Origin of the sequence: Micromonospora inositola (assembly GCF_900090285.1) — a bacterium.
In the GTDB taxonomy this organism is placed as follows: domain Bacteria; phylum Actinomycetota; class Actinomycetes; order Mycobacteriales; family Micromonosporaceae; genus Micromonospora; species Micromonospora inositola.
On record NZ_LT607754.1, the window covers coordinates 4,598,481 to 4,614,522 of the forward strand.

The 16,042-nt window shown below is 72.4% G+C and carries 17 protein-coding genes; 10 read left to right on the plus strand and 7 right to left on the minus strand.

Annotated elements, in window-relative coordinates; translation table 11 throughout:
* Window positions 1-13: 13 nt before the first annotated feature.
* The 4 genes from GA0070613_RS21965 to GA0070613_RS21980 all read right to left on the minus strand — a co-directional run bounded on the left by GA0070613_RS21965 (window position 14) and on the right by GA0070613_RS21980 (window position 3,627).
* Window positions 14-910: a Gmad2 immunoglobulin-like domain-containing protein gene (locus GA0070613_RS21965; protein WP_231929357.1), complete on the minus strand. Its 897-nt coding sequence runs from the start codon at window positions 908-910 to the stop codon at window positions 14-16.
* The gene (locus GA0070613_RS21970; RefSeq protein ID WP_089014017.1) at window positions 907-2,295 is read right to left on the minus strand and encodes a sensor histidine kinase; all 1,389 of its coding nucleotides are present in this window, start codon (window positions 2,293-2,295) and stop codon (window positions 907-909) included. Before GA0070613_RS21970 ends, GA0070613_RS21965 begins: the two co-directional genes overlap by 4 nt.
* A gap of 4 nt (window positions 2,296-2,299) precedes the next feature.
* Window positions 2,300-2,980: a response regulator transcription factor gene (locus GA0070613_RS21975; protein WP_089014018.1), complete on the minus strand. Its 681-nt coding sequence runs from the start codon at window positions 2,978-2,980 to the stop codon at window positions 2,300-2,302.
* 89 nt (window positions 2,981-3,069) lie between these two features.
* On the minus strand, window positions 3,070-3,627 hold the full coding sequence (locus GA0070613_RS21980) for an AMIN-like domain-containing (lipo)protein (protein WP_089014019.1): 558 nt from the start codon (window positions 3,625-3,627) through the stop codon (window positions 3,070-3,072).
* A 206-nt stretch (window positions 3,628-3,833) separates the two neighbouring features.
* On the opposite strand from GA0070613_RS21980, the gene GA0070613_RS21985 reads away from it, so the two are divergent.
* Together GA0070613_RS21985 and GA0070613_RS21990 are read left to right on the plus strand one after the other, a co-directional pair.
* A complete protein-coding gene (locus tag GA0070613_RS21985) occupies window positions 3,834-4,262 on the plus strand; it encodes an NUDIX domain-containing protein (protein ID WP_089014020.1) in 429 nt (142 codons plus the stop codon).
* Window positions 4,263-4,284: 22 nt separating this feature from the next.
* Window positions 4,285-5,181 (plus strand): alpha/beta hydrolase, encoded by an 897-nt coding sequence (locus tag GA0070613_RS21990; RefSeq protein WP_089014021.1) that lies wholly within the window; start codon window positions 4,285-4,287, stop codon window positions 5,179-5,181.
* A 240-nt stretch (window positions 5,182-5,421) separates the two neighbouring features.
* Here the strand turns inward: GA0070613_RS21990 and GA0070613_RS21995 are convergent, their stop codons facing one another.
* Together GA0070613_RS21995 and GA0070613_RS22000 are read right to left on the minus strand one after the other, a co-directional pair.
* Complete coding sequence (locus GA0070613_RS21995) at window positions 5,422-5,625, minus strand: hypothetical protein (protein ID WP_089014022.1); 204 nt, start codon at window positions 5,623-5,625, stop codon at window positions 5,422-5,424.
* A 172-nt stretch (window positions 5,626-5,797) separates the two neighbouring features.
* The gene (locus GA0070613_RS22000; RefSeq protein ID WP_157746433.1) at window positions 5,798-6,052 is read right to left on the minus strand and encodes a 2-oxo acid dehydrogenase subunit E2; all 255 of its coding nucleotides are present in this window, start codon (window positions 6,050-6,052) and stop codon (window positions 5,798-5,800) included.
* A 332-nt stretch (window positions 6,053-6,384) separates the two neighbouring features.
* Here GA0070613_RS22000 and GA0070613_RS22005 point away from each other — a divergent pair, with 332 nt between their 5' ends.
* The 5 genes from GA0070613_RS22005 (at window position 6,385) to lhgO (ending at window position 11,238) form a co-directional block, all read left to right on the plus strand.
* Window positions 6,385-7,161, plus strand: a complete 777-nt coding sequence (locus GA0070613_RS22005; RefSeq protein ID WP_089014024.1) for a class I SAM-dependent methyltransferase — start codon at window positions 6,385-6,387, stop codon at window positions 7,159-7,161.
* A 55-nt stretch (window positions 7,162-7,216) separates the two neighbouring features.
* Entirely contained in the window at window positions 7,217-8,218 is a 1,002-nt protein-coding gene (locus GA0070613_RS22010; protein WP_089014025.1) for a hypothetical protein, read from the plus strand.
* Window positions 8,215-8,868, plus strand: a complete 654-nt coding sequence (locus GA0070613_RS22015) for a hypothetical protein (protein ID WP_089014026.1) — start codon at window positions 8,215-8,217, stop codon at window positions 8,866-8,868. Before GA0070613_RS22010 ends, GA0070613_RS22015 begins: the two co-directional genes overlap by 4 nt.
* A gap of 15 nt (window positions 8,869-8,883) precedes the next feature.
* A complete protein-coding gene (locus tag GA0070613_RS22020) occupies window positions 8,884-9,786 on the plus strand; it encodes an inositol monophosphatase family protein (RefSeq protein ID WP_089014027.1) in 903 nt (300 codons plus the stop codon).
* Window positions 9,787-9,933: 147 nt separating this feature from the next.
* Complete coding sequence (gene lhgO, locus GA0070613_RS22025) at window positions 9,934-11,238, plus strand: L-2-hydroxyglutarate oxidase (RefSeq protein WP_231929358.1); 1,305 nt, start codon at window positions 9,934-9,936, stop codon at window positions 11,236-11,238.
* A 55-nt stretch (window positions 11,239-11,293) separates the two neighbouring features.
* Here lhgO and rfbB read toward each other — a convergent pair whose 3' ends face one another.
* The gene (gene rfbB, locus GA0070613_RS22030) at window positions 11,294-12,307 is read right to left on the minus strand and encodes a dTDP-glucose 4,6-dehydratase (protein ID WP_089014029.1); all 1,014 of its coding nucleotides are present in this window, start codon (window positions 12,305-12,307) and stop codon (window positions 11,294-11,296) included.
* Between the two features lie 511 nt (window positions 12,308-12,818).
* Between rfbB and GA0070613_RS22035 the strand changes: the two genes are divergently transcribed.
* From GA0070613_RS22035 to GA0070613_RS22045, 3 genes are all read left to right on the plus strand, one after another.
* Complete coding sequence (locus tag GA0070613_RS22035; protein WP_231929359.1) at window positions 12,819-14,327, plus strand: sugar transferase; 1,509 nt, start codon at window positions 12,819-12,821, stop codon at window positions 14,325-14,327.
* Between the two features lie 70 nt (window positions 14,328-14,397).
* Window positions 14,398-15,750, plus strand: a complete 1,353-nt coding sequence (locus GA0070613_RS22040) for a UDP-glucose dehydrogenase family protein (RefSeq protein WP_089014031.1) — start codon at window positions 14,398-14,400, stop codon at window positions 15,748-15,750.
* A gap of 5 nt (window positions 15,751-15,755) precedes the next feature.
* Window positions 15,756-15,956 carry a sugar transferase gene (locus GA0070613_RS22045; RefSeq protein WP_089014032.1) on the plus strand — a complete coding sequence of 67 codons (201 nt, stop codon included), beginning with the start codon at window positions 15,756-15,758 and terminating at the stop codon, window positions 15,954-15,956.
* The last annotated feature ends 86 nt before the right edge of the window (window positions 15,957-16,042 follow it).

Here is a 16,042-nt window from a genome sequence, read left to right on the forward strand (position 1 = left end):
GCGCCCCCAGATCTCACGTGTCGGCGACGAGGACGACGGGGACCGCCACCACGTTGACCCGGCTGCCGTCGCGCGGGGAGACCTCGTACACCTCGACGGTGCCGGGACCGGTGACGGCCACCCGGTAGCCGACGGTGGCCCGGTAGTCGCCCCGGCAGCCGGAGCCGCAGGCCGCCGTGGTGAACGAGGTGCCGACCTCCCGGCCGGCCGCGTCCAGGACCCGGAGGCTGACCGTCGCCTCGAAGACCTCCGCGCTCCCGGTCACCGTCACCGGGCTGGTGACCCGGTCGCCGATCGCCGGGCCAGTCACCACGATCGGCGGCAGCAGGTCGGCGTAGTCACCCCGCCCGGTAGGCGCGGCGTCGGCGAACGCCACCCGGCGCACGGTGGGGAACTGGGTCAGCGTCCAGACGACCTGGGCCCGGCGGAGCCGGACGGCCGCCGCGCCGCCGTCGCCGAAACCGGCCGCCGGGGCCAGCGTGGCCAGACCGTCGACGATGCGGACCACCTGGAGGCCGGACGGCACCCGCGTGGTCAGGCCGGCCGCCGCCTCGGCGCGGGACGGTCCGGCGGCGAGTTCGGTGAGCGCCAGCCGGGACGTGGCCACGGTGGCCGGGAGCGTACGCCGGGTCGGCGTCAGCCTGCCGTCCCGGGTGAACCAGAGCTGCACGGTGATCGTCCCGCCACGGCCCGGCTGGTCGGGCACCATCGGGGCTGTCGTGGTGGGGGAGGCCGGCGGGGGAGGCCGGCGCGGCGTGGTGGTGGCCGGTGTGGTGACGCGCGGCGCGGGGGTGGCGCCGGTGGTCGGGGGTGCGCCGGCCGGCGCCGGCCCGAGCGTGCCCGTCCGGGCCGGGGCGCAGCCGGCGGCGAGCACGAGGATCGCCGCGAGCGGAACGAGCAGGCGTCTCACCGGTCGCCCTCCTGAGATCGAACGGGCAGGTCGAGGCGGAACCGGGTGCCCCGGCCGATCTCGCTTCGCACGTCCAGCCGCCCGCCGAGCAGCCGGGCGTTCTCCCGGGCGATGGCCAGGCCCAGCCCGCTGCCCGGGCCGGTGCGGGACGGGTCGACCTTGTAGAACCGGTCGAACACGTACGGCAGATGCGCGGCGGGGATGCCCGGCCCCTGGTCGCTGACCTCGACGGTGACCGACCCGTCGGCGCGCCGTACCTCGGCCCGGATCGCGCCGCCGCCGTGCTCGACCGCGTTGGCGACCAGGTTCGCCAGCACCCGCTCCAGGCGGCGCGGGTCGGTGTCGACCGGCGTCGCGTCCCCGGCCACGGTCACCCGGCCGGTCCAGCCGCGGGCGTCGACCAGGCCGCCCAGCAGCGCGACGACGTCCACCGGCCGCACCGACAGGGCCTCCCGCCCGGCGTCCAGCCGGGAGATCTCCATCAGCTCCTCGACCAGCCGCCGCAGCCGGACCACGTCGGTGACGAGCAACTCGGCGGCCCGGCGGGCGTCGGCGGGCAGCGCGTCCAACTGCTCGGCGAGCAGCGATGCCGCCGCCACCAGTGCGGTCACCGGCGTACGCAGCTCGTGCGCGACGTCGGCAGTGAACCGCCGCTCCCGGGCCCGGGCCCGGGACAGCGCCTCGATCTTCGTCTCCAGTGCCTCGGCCATCTCGTTGAACGACGCGGCCCAGGCGCTGAACTCGTCCCGACCGCGCACCGGCAGCCGGGTGTCCAGCAGGCCCTCGGCGACCGCCCGGGCCGCCCGGCTGGCCCGCCCCACCGGCTCCAGGGTCCGCCGGGCCAGGGCGTTGCCCACCCCGGCGGCGAGCAGCAGCACCGCCGCGCAGCCCACCAGCAACGCCGTCCGGAGCTGGCGCAGGCCGTCGACCAGGTCGTCCTCCACGGTCACCACGTACAGCTCGGCGGTGGAGCCGGGGATCCGGCCACCCACCACGAGCAGGTGCGGCCGGGCGCCGTCGGGGGAGCGCTGGTAGCCGAGCTGCCCGGCGGCGACGGCGGTCCGCAGGTCCCGCCCTGGTGTCGGCGCGTAGCGCGGGTTCGACGCCGCGGTGTCGCCGGCGACGAGCAGGACGTGCCGTCCGTTGCCCTCGAAGCTGGCGAGCAGGTCCGCCCGGCGGGCGTCGGTCAGCGGCAGGAACTGCCCGGCCAGCACCAGCTGGTAGCGGGCGTCGGCCGCCGCGCGTTGCAGCGAGCCGTCGAACCGGGCCTGCCGCAGCATCAGGTAGGAGCCGCCGGCCAGCACCCCGGCGGAGACCCCGGCGACCAGCACGAACGCGATGACGAGCCGGCGCCGCAGGCGCCCCGGGGGTACGCGGCCGGCCATGAGCTCACCCCGTCGACAGCTTGTAGCCGGCGCCGCGGACCGTCCGGATCAGCGCCGGTTGGCCGGGGTCGTCCTCCACTTTGGCCCGCAGCCGCTGCACCGCCACGTCCACCAGCCGCGAGTCGCCGAGGTAGGCGTGCCCCCACACCCGGTCCAGCAGCAGCTCGCGGGTGAACACCTGACCGGGTCGGCGGGCCAGTTCCAGCAGCAACCGGAACTCGGTCGCGGTCAGGGTCAGTTCTCGGCCCGCCTTGCGGGCCACGAAGCGCGCCGGGTCGATCTCCAGCGGACCGGCCGTCACCGTGGTCTCCTCGACCGGGGCGACCGCCCGGCGCAGCACCGCGCGGACCCGGGCGACCAGCTCCGGCAGGTCGAACGGCTTGCGGAGGTAGTCGTCGGCGCCGCATTCCAGCCCGACCACCACATCGATGGTGTCGGTGCGCGCGGTCAGCATCAGGATCGGCACCTGGCTGGTCCGGCGGATCTCCCGGCACACCTCGAAGCCGTCCAGGCCGGGCAGCATCACGTCGAGCACGATCAGGTCGACCGGCCGGGCCCGCCAGCCGGCGAGGGCGGTCGGCCCGTCGACGGCGGTGTCCACCCGGAACCCGGCCCGGCGCAGACCGAGGGCGGTGACCTCCCGAATGGAGGCATCGTCCTCGACGACCAGCACGCGGCCCTCCATGACGACCTCAGGGTAGCCCGGCACGACGGTCCGGGACCCTGGCGCAACGGTCGGTGATGAGGGCCGGCCGGCCCTCATCACCGGAGGGGTCATGCCTGCCACTGGTGGGCGACGTCCAGCACGATCCGGCTGTGCGTGCCCGGGCCGCTGAGCACGAACACCCGGTACGGCAGTCGCGCCCGGACGCCCACGGCGAAGGTGGTGTACCCCTCGAAGCTGCCACCGAAGACCACGTCCCGCAGCGTCCGGTAGCCCAGCGCGTTCACGGCGTGGTCGCCGGTGCGGTACGGCAGGGTGGCGACGTGGCCATCGTCGTACGCCGGCGCCCGCAGGGAGACCTGCAGCAGCGCCCCGCCCGCCGTGTACGGGGACAGCGCCAGACCCTGCCCCTCGGTGTACGTCTCCCCGTATGCGACGGAGAAACCGTTCGCCGGGCCGGCGAACTCGAACACCACCCGGTCCCAGCAGGCGTGCTGGCCGGCCCGGACCTCCGCCAGCGGAGCGCTGCTCAGCGCGCCGCCCGATTTGGCCGTGCTGCCCCAGGTGATCCCGCAGTACGGCGTGGTCGCCGCAGCCGCGCCCCCGGTGCCGGCGAGCAGGCCGCCGAGCACGACGGTCAGCGCCACCAGCGCTCTCTTCAGTCTCATCGTGTCCTCCCTGTCATGTGGCGGGACCGGTGGTCCCAGCTCGACGGTCGGCGCGCCGTGCCACAGCGGCTTCGCAGCCGGGTAACCGGCAGGTAACAGTCCGCGGTGGTGCGGAAGGCCCAGGCGGCGAGGGTCAGCGGCCGGCCGCGGGCAGCGCGGCCGGGTCGGTCAGCGTCCGAACCGGCGAGGTGCCGCAGAATGATCTGATGTCCGACGGCTCCCCGCGTACCCCCTCGGTGTCCTGCGTCTTCGTCTGCCACGACGGCGCGGGCCGGTTGCTGCTGGCCCGGCGCAGCGTCGGCGCCCGCGACGAACCCGGCACCTGGGACACCGGCGCGGGCGCGCTGGAGTACGGGGAGACCTTCGAGGCCGCCGTCGCCCGCGAGGTCCGCGAGGAGTACGCGACCACGTCGCTGGAGGTCACCCTGCTCGGGGTCCGCAACGTGCTGCGCGACGACCCGCCGTCGCACTGGGTGGCGGTGGTCTTCGCGGTCCGGGTCGACCCGGCGACCGTCGCCATCGGGGAGCCGCACAAGTTCGACCGGCTCGGCTGGTACACCCGCGACGACCTGCCCACCCCGCTGCACTCGCAGCTCCCGCCGACGCTGGCGTTGCTGCCGGACCACCTGACCTGACCGCGCCGACTACCGTTACCGCATGCCGGTCACCCGACGTCGACTCCTGCGCTCCCTCGGCGCCGCCGTCGGCCTCACCGGGCTCGGCGCGGGTGGCCTCGCCCTGGTCGACGCCGAGGTGCTGCCCGGCCGGTCGGTGCTCAACCACGCGCTGGGCCGCTGCGACGCGGCGCCGCCCGACGCGCCGCGCGGGACTCCGCAGCCGCCGGTCACCGGCAGCTTCCGCTCCGCGGCGCGCCGCCGGGAGGTCGCCTTCGCCATCTCCTACCCGCCCGGGTACGCCCCTGGCGCGCAGCTCCCCGTCTGCCTGGCCCTGCACGGGTACGCGGCCGACGCCGGCACCGCCGTCGCCGCCGCCCGCTACCCGGAGTTCCTGGCCGGCGCGCTGCGCGACGGGGTGGCCCCGTTCGCCCTCGCCGCGCCGGACGGCGGCAACGGGTACTGGCATCCGCACGCTGACGACGACCCGCTCGGCATGCTGGTCGGCGAGTTCCTGCCGCTGCTCGCCGCGCGCGGCCTGCGTACCGACCGGGTCGCGGTGGCCGGCTGGTCGATGGGCGGGTACGGCGCACTGCTGGCCGCGCTGACCCACCGCGACCGGTTCCGGGCGGTGGTGGCGACCTCACCGGCGATCTTCCACTCCTACGACGACGCCTGCGGCGTCAACGCCGGCGCGTTCGACAGCGCCGACGACTGGGCCCGCTACGACGTGACGGCCCGGGCCCGGGAGTTCGCCGGGCTGCCGGTGCGGATCGCGATCGGCGCCGCCGACCCGTTCGCCCCGGCGGTCCGGACGCTGTGGGACCGGCTGCCCGAGCCGGGCGTGGTGACGATCGGCACGGGCTGTCACGACAACGACTACTGGGCCTCGGTCGCCCCCGAGCAGGTGCGGGCGATCAGCGCGGCGCTGGCCGGCTGACCGCCTCGCCGGCCGTCGACCGCCCGCACCCCGGCGGGCCGCAGACACCGTCCCCTGTGGATTTCACGCCGGGGATGGTCGATGTCCCACGGTCCGGCTGACCGACCGGGCGGACCGCACCACCACGGTCGACCTGTACGTGGATTCCGAGTTCGGCTGGCAGGTGTGCGACGACGCCTTCGGCTGACCGACGCCGCGCCGGCTGGCGCGGTGAACGAGTGGCTTCGTGGACGGGAAGCGTCACCGTAGGTGGCGTTCGGCGGCGGCGTGCCACCAGCCGGGCGGTGACGGACCGTCCACGACCGAGGTGGGCTGGTCGGGGTGCAGGCCGAGCGGCCGGAGCGCCGCACCCTCGACCTCCACCCGGTACCAGCCGTGCCACCGGCCGTCCGGGCCCGGGCCGCAGGCCAGGTCGAAGCGGATCTCATCCGGCGGGAACGGCATCCAGTCAATGCCCCGGTCGCGCAGTCAAGCCCGGAGGGCGGCCATCGGGGAGGGGCAGCCCGGCACGTTCTCATAGCCGGCCACGGTGATCCAGCGGTACATCCCCTCATCATGCCCCCCGGCGGGCGGCCGTGGGGGCGCCGACGGGAGAGCCCGTCGACGCCCCGCGTCCTCACTCCTCGGTGAGCCGGTCCGGCGCCTCCAGGGCCGCCTTCACCGCTTGGAGGAAGGCGACCGCCTCCCGGCCGTTGACCACCCGGTGGTCGTAGACGGCGCTGAGGTTGACGAACTTGCGGGCCACCACCTGGCCGGTGGCGTCCAGGGCCAGCTCGTCGTGGGTGCCGCCGATGGCCAACACGCAGGTCTGGCCGGGGAAGACGATCGGCCCGGCGAGCACCACGTCCGGCTCGGTGTGCAGGGAGACCACGATGGTGCCGCCGCCGGGGCCGCCGCCCGGCTGGCCAGCCGCCGTTCCACATCGGTACGCCGCACCACCGACTTTCCCAGGCCACGCAGCTCGGCGTCGCCGATGCCGTGCGCGGCGGCCAGCTCCCGGGCGGAGTCGGTGAGCACCGGCCCGCCGGAGTCCCCGTCCTCGGCCGGCGCGGCGGCCGCCCGACGTGGCGCTCTACGACCGGGTCACCCGGCCGCCGCGTCGGCGTCTGCCGACACCGTCGCGCCGACCGCACCTCCGACGCCGTCCGATGCGAGGCTGGACGCCAGGACGGTCGCTGGGCGACGACGACAGTGGAGGGTGCGATGGCGGAGCCACCGACGGGCGCGCAGGCGCACGGCCGCCGAGCCAACCGGCGCAGCTACCACGACGGCGTCAAGGTCAACGGGTACGTCGACGACCCGTACCACCGGATCCGCCGGGCCGTCGCGGCCCGAATGGTGGCCGACGGCGTCACCGGGCGGCTGCCGGTGCTGGAACTGGGCTGCGGCCCGCGCGGCATGCTCGACCCGGCGGACCTGCCGGCGCCGCTGGTGCTGGCGGACCTGGCGGAGACGGCGCTGCGCGACGCCCGGCGGGCCGCCGGGCCGGATGCGCTACCGGTCTGCCTGGACGCCACCCGCGGCCTGCCGTTCCGGGCGGGCAGCTTCGCCGGGCTGCTCACCGGTGAGCTGATCGAGCACGTCTACGATCCGGTGGCGCTGCTGCGCGAGTGTCACCGGGTGCTGGCGCCGGGTGGGCTGCTGGTGCTCACCACCCCCAACCTGGCCACCGTGCAGGACCGGGTCTCCTTCCTCCTCGGCCGCGCCCCGCGCCAGGTGGACCCGCTGCACCCCTACCTCTGGCTGCACATCCGGCCGTTCACCCCGTCGCTGCTGCGCCGGGTGCTCCGGCGGGCCGGATTCGTGCCGCTGGCGATCCGCTCCAACCAGGTCGGCTGGCGGCTCCCCGGTGGACGCTGGGTCACCTCCCGGCTGCTCGCCCACCTCGCGCCGGGGCTCGGCGGCTCGCTGATCTGCGCGGCCCGGCGGGCTGCCGAGCCCCCGTCACCGACGGTCGCGGGGCAACCGAACAGCGCGTGATGGTGATATTGACAAAGGGCTATCATGGGGGAACCGTCATGGACCGGGGGATGTCATGGCCCGCATTTTCACCTGGGTCGTCAACAATCTCGACGCCTTCATCGGGCTGATGCTGGCCTTGACCGTCGCCATCCTGGGGCTGACCAGCACCGTCAGCCAGGAGGTGGTCAACAGCGCCATCCTGCTGATCCTCGCCCTGCTCGCCCAGGCCATGCTGCGGGACCGGCTGCGTCGGGAGACCGCCGAGCACCAGGTGCGGCACGTGCTCGGCGACACCCGGGACCGGCTCACCGAGCTGGTGCCGCAGATGCGGGAGATCACCGGCCCGGAGGGCGCGCTGAACCGGGCCCGCGAGGCCATCGACAGCGTCTCCATGGTCCGCGTGCTCAACGGCACCGAGGTGGGGCAGGCGCTCGCCGAGGCCCGCCGGCACACCGACCGCTGGGACTTCAAGGGCGGCACCGGCACCTACACCCGGGCGGTCACCCTGCCGGAGTGCCTCGACCACGCCCGCCGGCGCAACGCCACCCTGCGCTTCGCCATCGAGATCATCGACCCGACCGACGAGGGCGTCTGCGAGCGGTACGCGCGGTTCCGGCGCAGCCTGGCGCCGAACGCACCGGGGGAGCGGTGGACCGTGGACCGCACCCGCAAGGAGTCCTTCGCCACCGTGCTGGCCGCCTGCTGGCACCTGCAACGCTCCGGCCTGCTCACCATCGACGTCCGGCTCTCGCCCCGCATGACCACCTTCCGCTACGACCTCTCGTCGAGCTGCGTCATCATCACCCAGGAGAACCCGCAGACCCCGGCCCTGCGCATCGACCGCAAGGAGCTGTACTACAACCGCTACAACATCGAGCTGCAGTCGAGCCGCGAGCAGAGCCGGCGGGTGCCGATCGAGGCCGCCGCCCAGGTCAAGCTCGACGACGAGCCGTCCGTGGAGCAGGTCCGCCGGCTGTTCACCGCGCTCGGCCTGCCGCTGCCCCGATCCTTCGGTGACCGCGACGTCGCCGACATCGTGGGCAAGGCCATCCAGCCGAGGGACCCGTACGCATGATGACCTACGCCGACCTGGAACGGGAGATCGACCGGGGCACCCGGCCGGAGCTGCTGCGCCGCTGGGTGCTGGACGTCCTCGACGACATCGCGGAGGGCCGCCGGCGGCTGCGCGCGGTACGCCACCCGCTCGGCTTCACCTGCCTGCCGGTCGACCGCACCGGCCCCGACGGGATCTGCGTGCACGCCTGGCCGGTCGATCCGCCGGCCGTCCAGCCCACCACCTCCACCATGCACTCGCACAGCTGGGACCTGCTCAGCCACGTGCTGCACGGTCGGGTGCGCAACGAACTGATTGAGGTGACCGACGCGAAAGCCGAACCGGCCTGGCGGGTGTACGAGGTGCGCAGCCGCGAGGACGTCGACGAGATGGCCGCCACCGACCGGCTGGTGACCGCGGTGACCGCCACCGTGGAGACGCACCAGGCCGGTGACTCGTACGCGCTGCGCGCCGGCGGGTTCCACACCTCCGAGGTGGACCCCGGACAGCCGGCGGTGACGGTGGCGCTGGGGCGCACCACCCCCGACGGCTGCGACCTGAGCCTCGGCGCGGTGGACGGGCGCAGCCACCGGGTGCGCCGGGACCGGTGCGACTCGGCGGAAACCGCGCGGATGGCGCGGGAGATAGCGCGACTGGTGGCACGGGGCTGACTGGCTGGAGGAGCCATGGACGTTAAGCCGGGCGGAACCGGGCCGGACCTGTGCGAGGCGCACCGGTTCGCGGTCGACGCCGCACGCGCCGCCGGGAGGTTGCTGCGCGAGGGGACGAAAGGCCGGGTGGCCGCCCGCGCCAAGGGTGCCAACGGCGACCTGGTCACCGACCTGGACCTGGCCGCCGAACGGCTGATCGTCGACCGGATCCGGGCCCGCTGGCCGGAGCACGGCGTGATCGCCGAGGAGGGCGGCGAGTACGCTCCCGACGAGGCCTGGGCGTGGCTGGTGGACCCGCTCGACGGCACCAACAACGTGGCCATCGGGCTGCCCGCCTACGTGGTCGGCATCGCGCTCTGCGAGCGCGGGTCGCCGGTGCTCGGCGTGGTGCACGACCCGGTCGCCGGCCGCACCTGGTCCGCGGTGCGCGGGCAGGGCGCGTTCGTGCACGCCGCCGGGCCGTCCGGCCGCCCACTACGGGCGCCGCACCGGCCGGTGCCGTCCGCGCCGGTCCTGGCCTGGACCCAGGGCCATGAGGTACGCCGGGACGACAGCACCGCCCGGGCGTTGAAGGTGGTGCTGGACTCCACCGCCCGCCGCGTGCTGCAACTCTGGGCGCCGCTGCTGTCCTGGGTGATGCTGGCCCGCGGCGACATCGACGGCATCGTCGGCTACCGTCCCGAGGCGGTGGACCTGCCCGCCGGGATGCTCCTCGCCGCCGAGGCCGGGATGATCGTGCGAGCCCTCGACGGTGGGTGTTTCGACGACCGGTACGGGTGTCCGGCCGAGCGGCGCAGCTTCGTCGCCGGGCCGCCGGAGAGCGTCGACCGGCTGGTCAAGCTGGTCACCGCGGCTCAGTGGATCGAGCCGCAGGTCCGCCATCTCACCCCGATCAGCCTCACCACCGTCGGCTGGTGAACCCTCTGTCACGCCGAGGAGGGCAGCGGTTCGATCCCGTTGTCGCCCTTCGTGAAGATCTGCGGGTACGAAGCCTGGTGCTGGAAGAGTCGGCGCCACGCGTGCGTCAGCAGTGGCGGATTGACCGGAGCAGTAGCTTGGGAGCGGTTGCAGCGGGCCTGGTCCTGGCCGGACCCTCGCTATCGCAAGCTCCTGGGCGGAGCTGCACGATTTGAGGAGGGTGTGGGACATGATCGGCGGAGACGACAAGGTCGGGTCATGAGGGTCGCGGTCATCGGGGCGGGCATAGTTGGCCTGGCGGTGGCCAGACAGCTGTGCCTTGAACGACCCGACTGGGACGTCGTCGTGGTGGACAAGGAGCCGGATGTCGCGCGGCACCAGACCGGCCACAACAGCGGCGTCATCCACGCGGGGATCTACTACCCGCCCGGATCGTTGAAGGCGCGACTGTGCCGGCGTGGTGTCCGGCTGCTGGAGGACTTCTGCGACGAGCAGGGCATCCCGTACGCGAGGCTGGGCAAGCTCGTGGTGGCCCTCGACGACCGCGAGTTGGTGCGGCTGCGCGACATCCGCGAACGGGCGCTGGCCAACGGCATCACCGACGTGGCGATGCTCGGCCCCGCCGGCATGAGAGACATCGAGCCGCACGTCGCCGGTGTCGCCGCGCTGCACTCGCCGTCGACGGCCGTCGTGGACTTCGTGGCCGTAGCGCGTTCGCTCGCGGACGACCTGCGTCGGCGCGGCGGCACGGTCCGCCTGTCGTCAGAGGTGACGGCCATGCGGGAGACCGCGTCGGGGGTGGTTCTGGAAACGACGTCCGGTGAGATCATGGCTGACCGCGCCATCGTGTGCGCGGGCCTGCAGTCCAGCCGGATGGCCGCGCTCGCCGGCGACGACGACGATCCGAGGATCGTGCCGTTCCGCGGCGAGTACTACCGTCTCACCGAGCGAAGCTCCGGGCTGGTGCGGGGGTTGGTGTACCCGGTTCCCGACCCGCGGTACCCGTTTCTCGGCATCCACCTGACCCGGCGCATCAACGGGTCGGTGGACGTCGGCCCCAACGCGGTGCTCGCCTTCGCGCTGCAGGGGTACCGGCGCACGGACGCCTCCCTGCGCGATCTCGCCGAGGTGCTCGGCTGGAGCGGGTTCCGCCGTATGGCGCGGCAGCACTGGCGCACCGGGGCACGGGAAATGCTCGGATCCCTGAGCCGGCGGTACTTCCTCGAGCAGGCGAGACGCTACCTGCCTGAGCTCGCGCGCCGGGATCTCGTGGCCGCGCCCGCCGGGGTCCGCGCCCAGGCCCTGCGCCGCGACGGGTCACTCGTGGACGACTTCTGCATCACGACGCGGCAGCGCGTGACGCTGGTCCGCAACGCCCCGTCACCCGCGGCGACATCATCGCTCGCCATCGCTGAGCACATCTGCCATGTGGCGCTCAAGGCACCGGCGTGATGACCGCGCGCCAACCGCCTCAGCATGCCGCCGGCGCCGGTGACGAGCAGCCGGCTCATGCGGCGGCGGTCGACGCGCCGGCCGTCTTCAGCGGCTCCCACCAGGCCCGGTTGTCCCGGTACCACTGCACGGTCTGCGCCAGGCCGTGCTCGAGGTCGATGCTCGGCGCGTACCCGAGTTCGGCGCTGATCTTGCTGATGTCCAGCGAGTAGCGGCGGTCGTGGCCCTTGCGGTCGGCGACCGGCACGACCCGGTCCCAGCCGGCGTCGCAGGCCTCCAGCAGCCGGGCGGTGAGTTCCTTGTTGGTCAGCTCGGTGCCGCCGCCGATGTTGTAGACCTCGCCGGCGCGGCCCTTGTCCTGGGCCAGCGCGATGCCCCGGCAGTGGTCGTGCACGTGCAGCCAGTCCCGGACGTTGCCGCCGTCGCCGTAGAGCGGCACGGTGCCACCGTCGAGCAGGTTGGTGACGAACAGGGGGATGACCTTCTCCGGGAACTGGTAGGGCCCGTAGTTGTTGGAGCAGCGGGTGACCACCACGTCCATGCCGTGGGTGCGGTGGTAGGCCAGCGCCAGCAGGTCGGAGCCGGCCTTGGAGGCCGAGTACGGGGAGTTGGGCGACAGCGGCCAGGTCTCCGTCCAGGAGCCCTCGTCGATGGAGCCGTACACCTCGTCGGTGGAGACGTGCACGAACCGGTGCGTGCCGTGCCGCAGCGCGGCGTCGAGCAGGGTCTGGGTGCCGAGCACGTTCGTGGTCACGAACGGGGCGGCCCCGTTGATGGAGCGGTCCACATGCGACTCGGCGGCGAAGTGCACGATCACGTCGTGACCGGCCACGACCTCATCGACCAGCGCCTGGTCACAGATATCACCCTGCACGAAGCGCAGGCGCGGGTCCTCCCGCACCGGGGCGAGGTTGTTCAGGTTGCCGGAGTAGGTCAGCTTGTCCAGCACTGTGACCCAGCTCGGCTCAAGGAGCGGGTCGGTCGGACCGGTGCTTCCTGCTGCCTTCAACAGCATGCGCACGTACTCGGACCCGATGAATCCGGCTCCGCCGGTGACGAGGACCTTCACGAGTTTGGGACTCTACGCGACCTTTGCTCAGGTTCCCGTCGCATCGGCGACAACAGCCTCGCCTGCCCGCTCGGCCGGTGACCTGTCGGCGCGGTTCCCGCGTCGCCGGCGGGGTTGGTGCCGGTGCGCTGGCATCACGGCACGTTCACCCTCGACGGGCGCCGGGTCCGGATCCCCACCGCGCTTCTGACACGTCCGAAAGTCGGGCGAGCCACCGCCTCTACGGCTGGCATGCGGCAACTGGACGGACCATTGTCTAACGCCGAATCGTCCGCGTGTCGGGCGGCGCGCGCCCTTTGCTTTGTCGACAATTGGACGCCGGGCCGGAAAACCGGGAACAAGGCTGGCGGAGCGGGTCTGGATTGAGCATCCTCATGCTCAGTCGGTCTCGCGCGCGATTCCTGGACGGCTTGCTTGTGGCCGCGCGGGTTTCCGCGGGTGCCGCACCATCTTGAGCCGGAAGGCAAACCGTACGGCGGGCGGCTGACCGACGGGCGAAAATGGAGGCAGAGTGAATACACTGGACCTCGCACCGGTCATCGACCTCACGGCCATCCGGAAGCCATCGACGGCGCCACCAGCGGGTTCGGTTGCGACGACGCGGAGTGGCTGGCAATCCCGGTACGTCGTCGCCCTGTGTCTTGTCGACCTCATGGTTGGACTGGCATCGGCGGCCGCCGCCCTGGGCCTTCGCTTCGGCCCGGCGACGGCCGAGCCGTATAACCGCGGCTATCTCTGGATCACCATTACGCTGCCGCTTGCCTGGATGGTCGCTCTCACCCTCAACCGAGCGTATGAACCACGTCATCTCTTCGTCGGAAATGATGAGTACGCTCGGGTATTTCGATCCGGTGTCGCCCTTGCCGCCACCTTGACGGTTGTTTCCTTTGCATTCGATTTCCGGCTCGCCCGAGGTTACGTGATCATCGCTCTGCCGCTGCTCATCGTCGCCGGCGTCGCGATGCGGTATCTTGTCCGCCAGCACCTGCATCGCTCGTGGGCACGCGGTGAACGGCTGCACCGGGTGATCCTGATCGGGCACGAGCTCGCCGTCGCAGAGATGACCAGAAGGCTGCGCCGCGAGCGCTTCCACGGACTCGGCGTGGTTGGAGCCTGCCTGCCGCAACCCCGGGCCGAGTTCGCGGAGCTGCGCCGGGCCGGTCTGCCGCCGATCCTCGGCACGTTCGAGGACGTGGCGACCGCCGTCGCGCGGGCGGGTGCGGACACCGTCGTCGTGCTCTCCTGCCCGGAGATCGCCGGAGCCGCCCTGCGGCGGTTGGGGTGGCAACTGGAACGCGATGACGTCGACCTCATCGTCGCGAGCAATCTCGTCGACGTGGCCGGCGACCGCACCACCGTCCGCCCGGTGGACGGGTTGCCGATGCTGCACGTCGAGCACCCTCGTCTGAAGGGCGGCCGGCGGTTCGTCAAGACGGTCTTCGACCGCGTCTCGGCGCTCGTGCTACTGATACTCGCCGCCCCGGTGCTGCTGGCGATCGCCCTGCTGATCCGGATGAGCCCGGGCGCCGGTGGTCCCGCGATCTTCCGCCAGGAGCGGGTGGGCAAGAACGGCCGACCGTTCGTCATCTACAAGTTCCGGACGATGTACGTGGACGCCGAAGATCGCCTGGCGGAGCTGCTCGACCGCAACGAGACCGACGGCGAGCTGTTCAAGATGCGTCACGACCCCCGAGTCACCCCGGTCGGGCGGTGGCTGCGCCGGCTGTCGCTGGACGAGATCCCGCAGCTTGTCAATGTGTTCAAGGGCGACATGTCGTTGGTCGGACCGCGGCCGCCGCTGCCCCGTGAGGTTGCCAACTATCCGTCCGACATGCGCCGGCGCCTGGTGGTCAAGCCGGGTCTGACCGGGCTGTGGCAGGTCTCCGGCCGGTCCGACCTGTCGTGGGAGGAGTCCATCCGGCTGGACCTGTCGTACGTGGAGAACTGGTCGTTGACCATGGATCTGGCGATCCTGCTCCGCACGCTGAGCGCAGTCATCCGAAGCTCCGGAGCGTACTGACGGTGCAGCCCCCCTGCCACCTGCGACAGGTGGCGCTGTCAGGACGGTCCGGATCCGTTTGGAGGAAGTCATGGGCACTGGGTCAGTCGAACTCGTTGCGGCCACCGCCCCCAAGATCACCGTCATTGGCACCGGCTACCTGGGGGCCACTCACGCGGTCTGCATGGCGGCCCTGGGCTACCAGGTTCTCGGCGTCGATGTCGACGCAGACAAGATCTCGCGCCTGACCTCGGGCGAGGTGCCGTTCTTCGAGCCCGGGCTGCCCGAGCTGCTCATCAAGGCGTTGGACTCGGGGCGGTTACGCTTCACAACCTCGTTCCAGGAGGTGGCAGATTTCGGCGACATCCACTTTGTCTGCGTGGGAACGCCGCAACGGGCCGGGTCGTTTGCGGCTGACGTCAGCTATGTTGACGCCGCAGTGACCGAACTGGCCGGGCACCTTCGGCGGCGGGCGCTGGTCGTGGGCAAGTCAACGGTGCCGGTGGGTACCGCGGCCCGTCTTGCCGAACTGATCAGGACGGTGGCGCCGGCCGGCGGCAGCGTGGAGTTGGCCTGGAATCCGGAGTTCCTCCGCGAGGGTTTCGCCATCGACGACACCATGCGCCCGGATCGGCTGGTGTTCGGCGTCTCGTCGCCGTGGGCTGAGCAGCGGTTGCGCGAGGTGTTCGCGCCCGTGATCGGCCAGGGCAGCCCGGTGATGGTGACGGATCCGCAGACCGCCGAGCTGGTGAAGGTGGCGGCCAACTCGTTCCTCGCCACGAAGATCTCGTACATCAACGCCATGGCCGAGGTCTGTGAGGCGATCGGAGCGGACGTCCATGACCTGGCCTTGGCGCTCGGCCTCGACGAGCGGATAGGCAGCCGCTTCCTTCGGCCCGGACTGGGTTTCGGCGGCGGCTGCCTGCCCAAGGACATCCGCGCATTCATGCACCGCGCCGAAGAACTGGGTGTGGGCCAGGCGGTGGCGTTCCTCCGGGAAGTTGACGGGATCAACCAGCGCCGCCGCGCGCGCACGGTGGATCTGGTACGCGAACTCGCTGGCGGTGACCTTCGCGGGGTCCGAGTGGCGGCGCTCGGTGCTGCGTTCAAGCCAGACTCCGACGACATCCGGGACGCGCCCGCTCTCGATGTCGCGAGCAGCCTGCACCAGTTGGGGGCACGGGTGCGAGTCTTCGATCCGGTTGCCCTGGACAATGCCCGCCGGGCGTATCCTGCACTCGAATACGGTCAGAGCACCTTCGATGTGGCGACGGGTGCGGACGTCGTGGTGCTGCTGACCGAGTGGTCGCAATTCCGGGAGATCGATCCGGCGGCGTTGCGTACCGTGGTGGCGCGGCGGCGTATCGTTGACGGCCGGCACGCCCTGGACCCGGCGCATTGGCGTGCGGCGGGCTGGGAGTACCGGGCCCTTGGCCGTCCGTGAGGCGGATGCGAAGCTCCCGCAGCATTGTCAATGTGCTCAAGGGCGACCTGTCGCTGGTCGGACCTCGGCCGCCGCCGCCCCGTGAGGTTGCCGATTGTCCGTCGGACCTGCGCCGGCGCCTGGTGGTCAAGCCGGGTCTGACCGGGCTCCGGCGCGTACTGGCGGCTGTGCCCTGTCATCCGAACAGTGCCATGGACCCGCCATAGGTCCAGAAATCGAGACGGCTAGCCGACACCGACCGCGGTTCAGCTTCGCCTCTGAAGAAGGCAGGATGAACGCGGCGAATGGCGCT

What these genes read in the sequence shown, in the direction of transcription:
- GA0070613_RS21970 (WP_089014017.1), bottom strand. Translation starts at nt 2,295, where the DNA reads ATGGCCGGCCGCGTACCCCCGGGGCGCCTGCGGCGCCGGCTCGTCATC.
- GA0070613_RS21975 (WP_089014018.1), bottom strand. Translation starts at nt 2,980, where the DNA reads ATGGAGGGCCGCGTGCTGGTCGTCGAGGACGATGCCTCCATTCGGGAG.
- GA0070613_RS21980 (WP_089014019.1), bottom strand. Translation starts at nt 3,627, where the DNA reads ATGAGACTGAAGAGAGCGCTGGTGGCGCTGACCGTCGTGCTCGGCGGC.
- GA0070613_RS21985 (WP_089014020.1), top strand. Translation starts at nt 3,834, where the DNA reads ATGTCCGACGGCTCCCCGCGTACCCCCTCGGTGTCCTGCGTCTTCGTC.
- GA0070613_RS21990 (WP_089014021.1), top strand. Translation starts at nt 4,285, where the DNA reads ATGCCGGTCACCCGACGTCGACTCCTGCGCTCCCTCGGCGCCGCCGTC.
- GA0070613_RS21995 (WP_089014022.1), bottom strand. Translation starts at nt 5,625, where the DNA reads ATGCCGTTCCCGCCGGATGAGATCCGCTTCGACCTGGCCTGCGGCCCG.
- GA0070613_RS22005 (WP_089014024.1), top strand. Translation starts at nt 6,385, where the DNA reads ATGGCGGAGCCACCGACGGGCGCGCAGGCGCACGGCCGCCGAGCCAAC.
- GA0070613_RS22010 (WP_089014025.1), top strand. Translation starts at nt 7,217, where the DNA reads ATGGCCCGCATTTTCACCTGGGTCGTCAACAATCTCGACGCCTTCATC.
- GA0070613_RS22015 (WP_089014026.1), top strand. Translation starts at nt 8,215, where the DNA reads ATGATGACCTACGCCGACCTGGAACGGGAGATCGACCGGGGCACCCGG.
- GA0070613_RS22020 (WP_089014027.1), top strand. Translation starts at nt 8,884, where the DNA reads ATGGACGTTAAGCCGGGCGGAACCGGGCCGGACCTGTGCGAGGCGCAC.
- GA0070613_RS22040 (WP_089014031.1), top strand. Translation starts at nt 14,398, where the DNA reads ATGGGCACTGGGTCAGTCGAACTCGTTGCGGCCACCGCCCCCAAGATC.
- GA0070613_RS22045 (WP_089014032.1), top strand. Translation starts at nt 15,756, where the DNA reads ATGCGAAGCTCCCGCAGCATTGTCAATGTGCTCAAGGGCGACCTGTCG.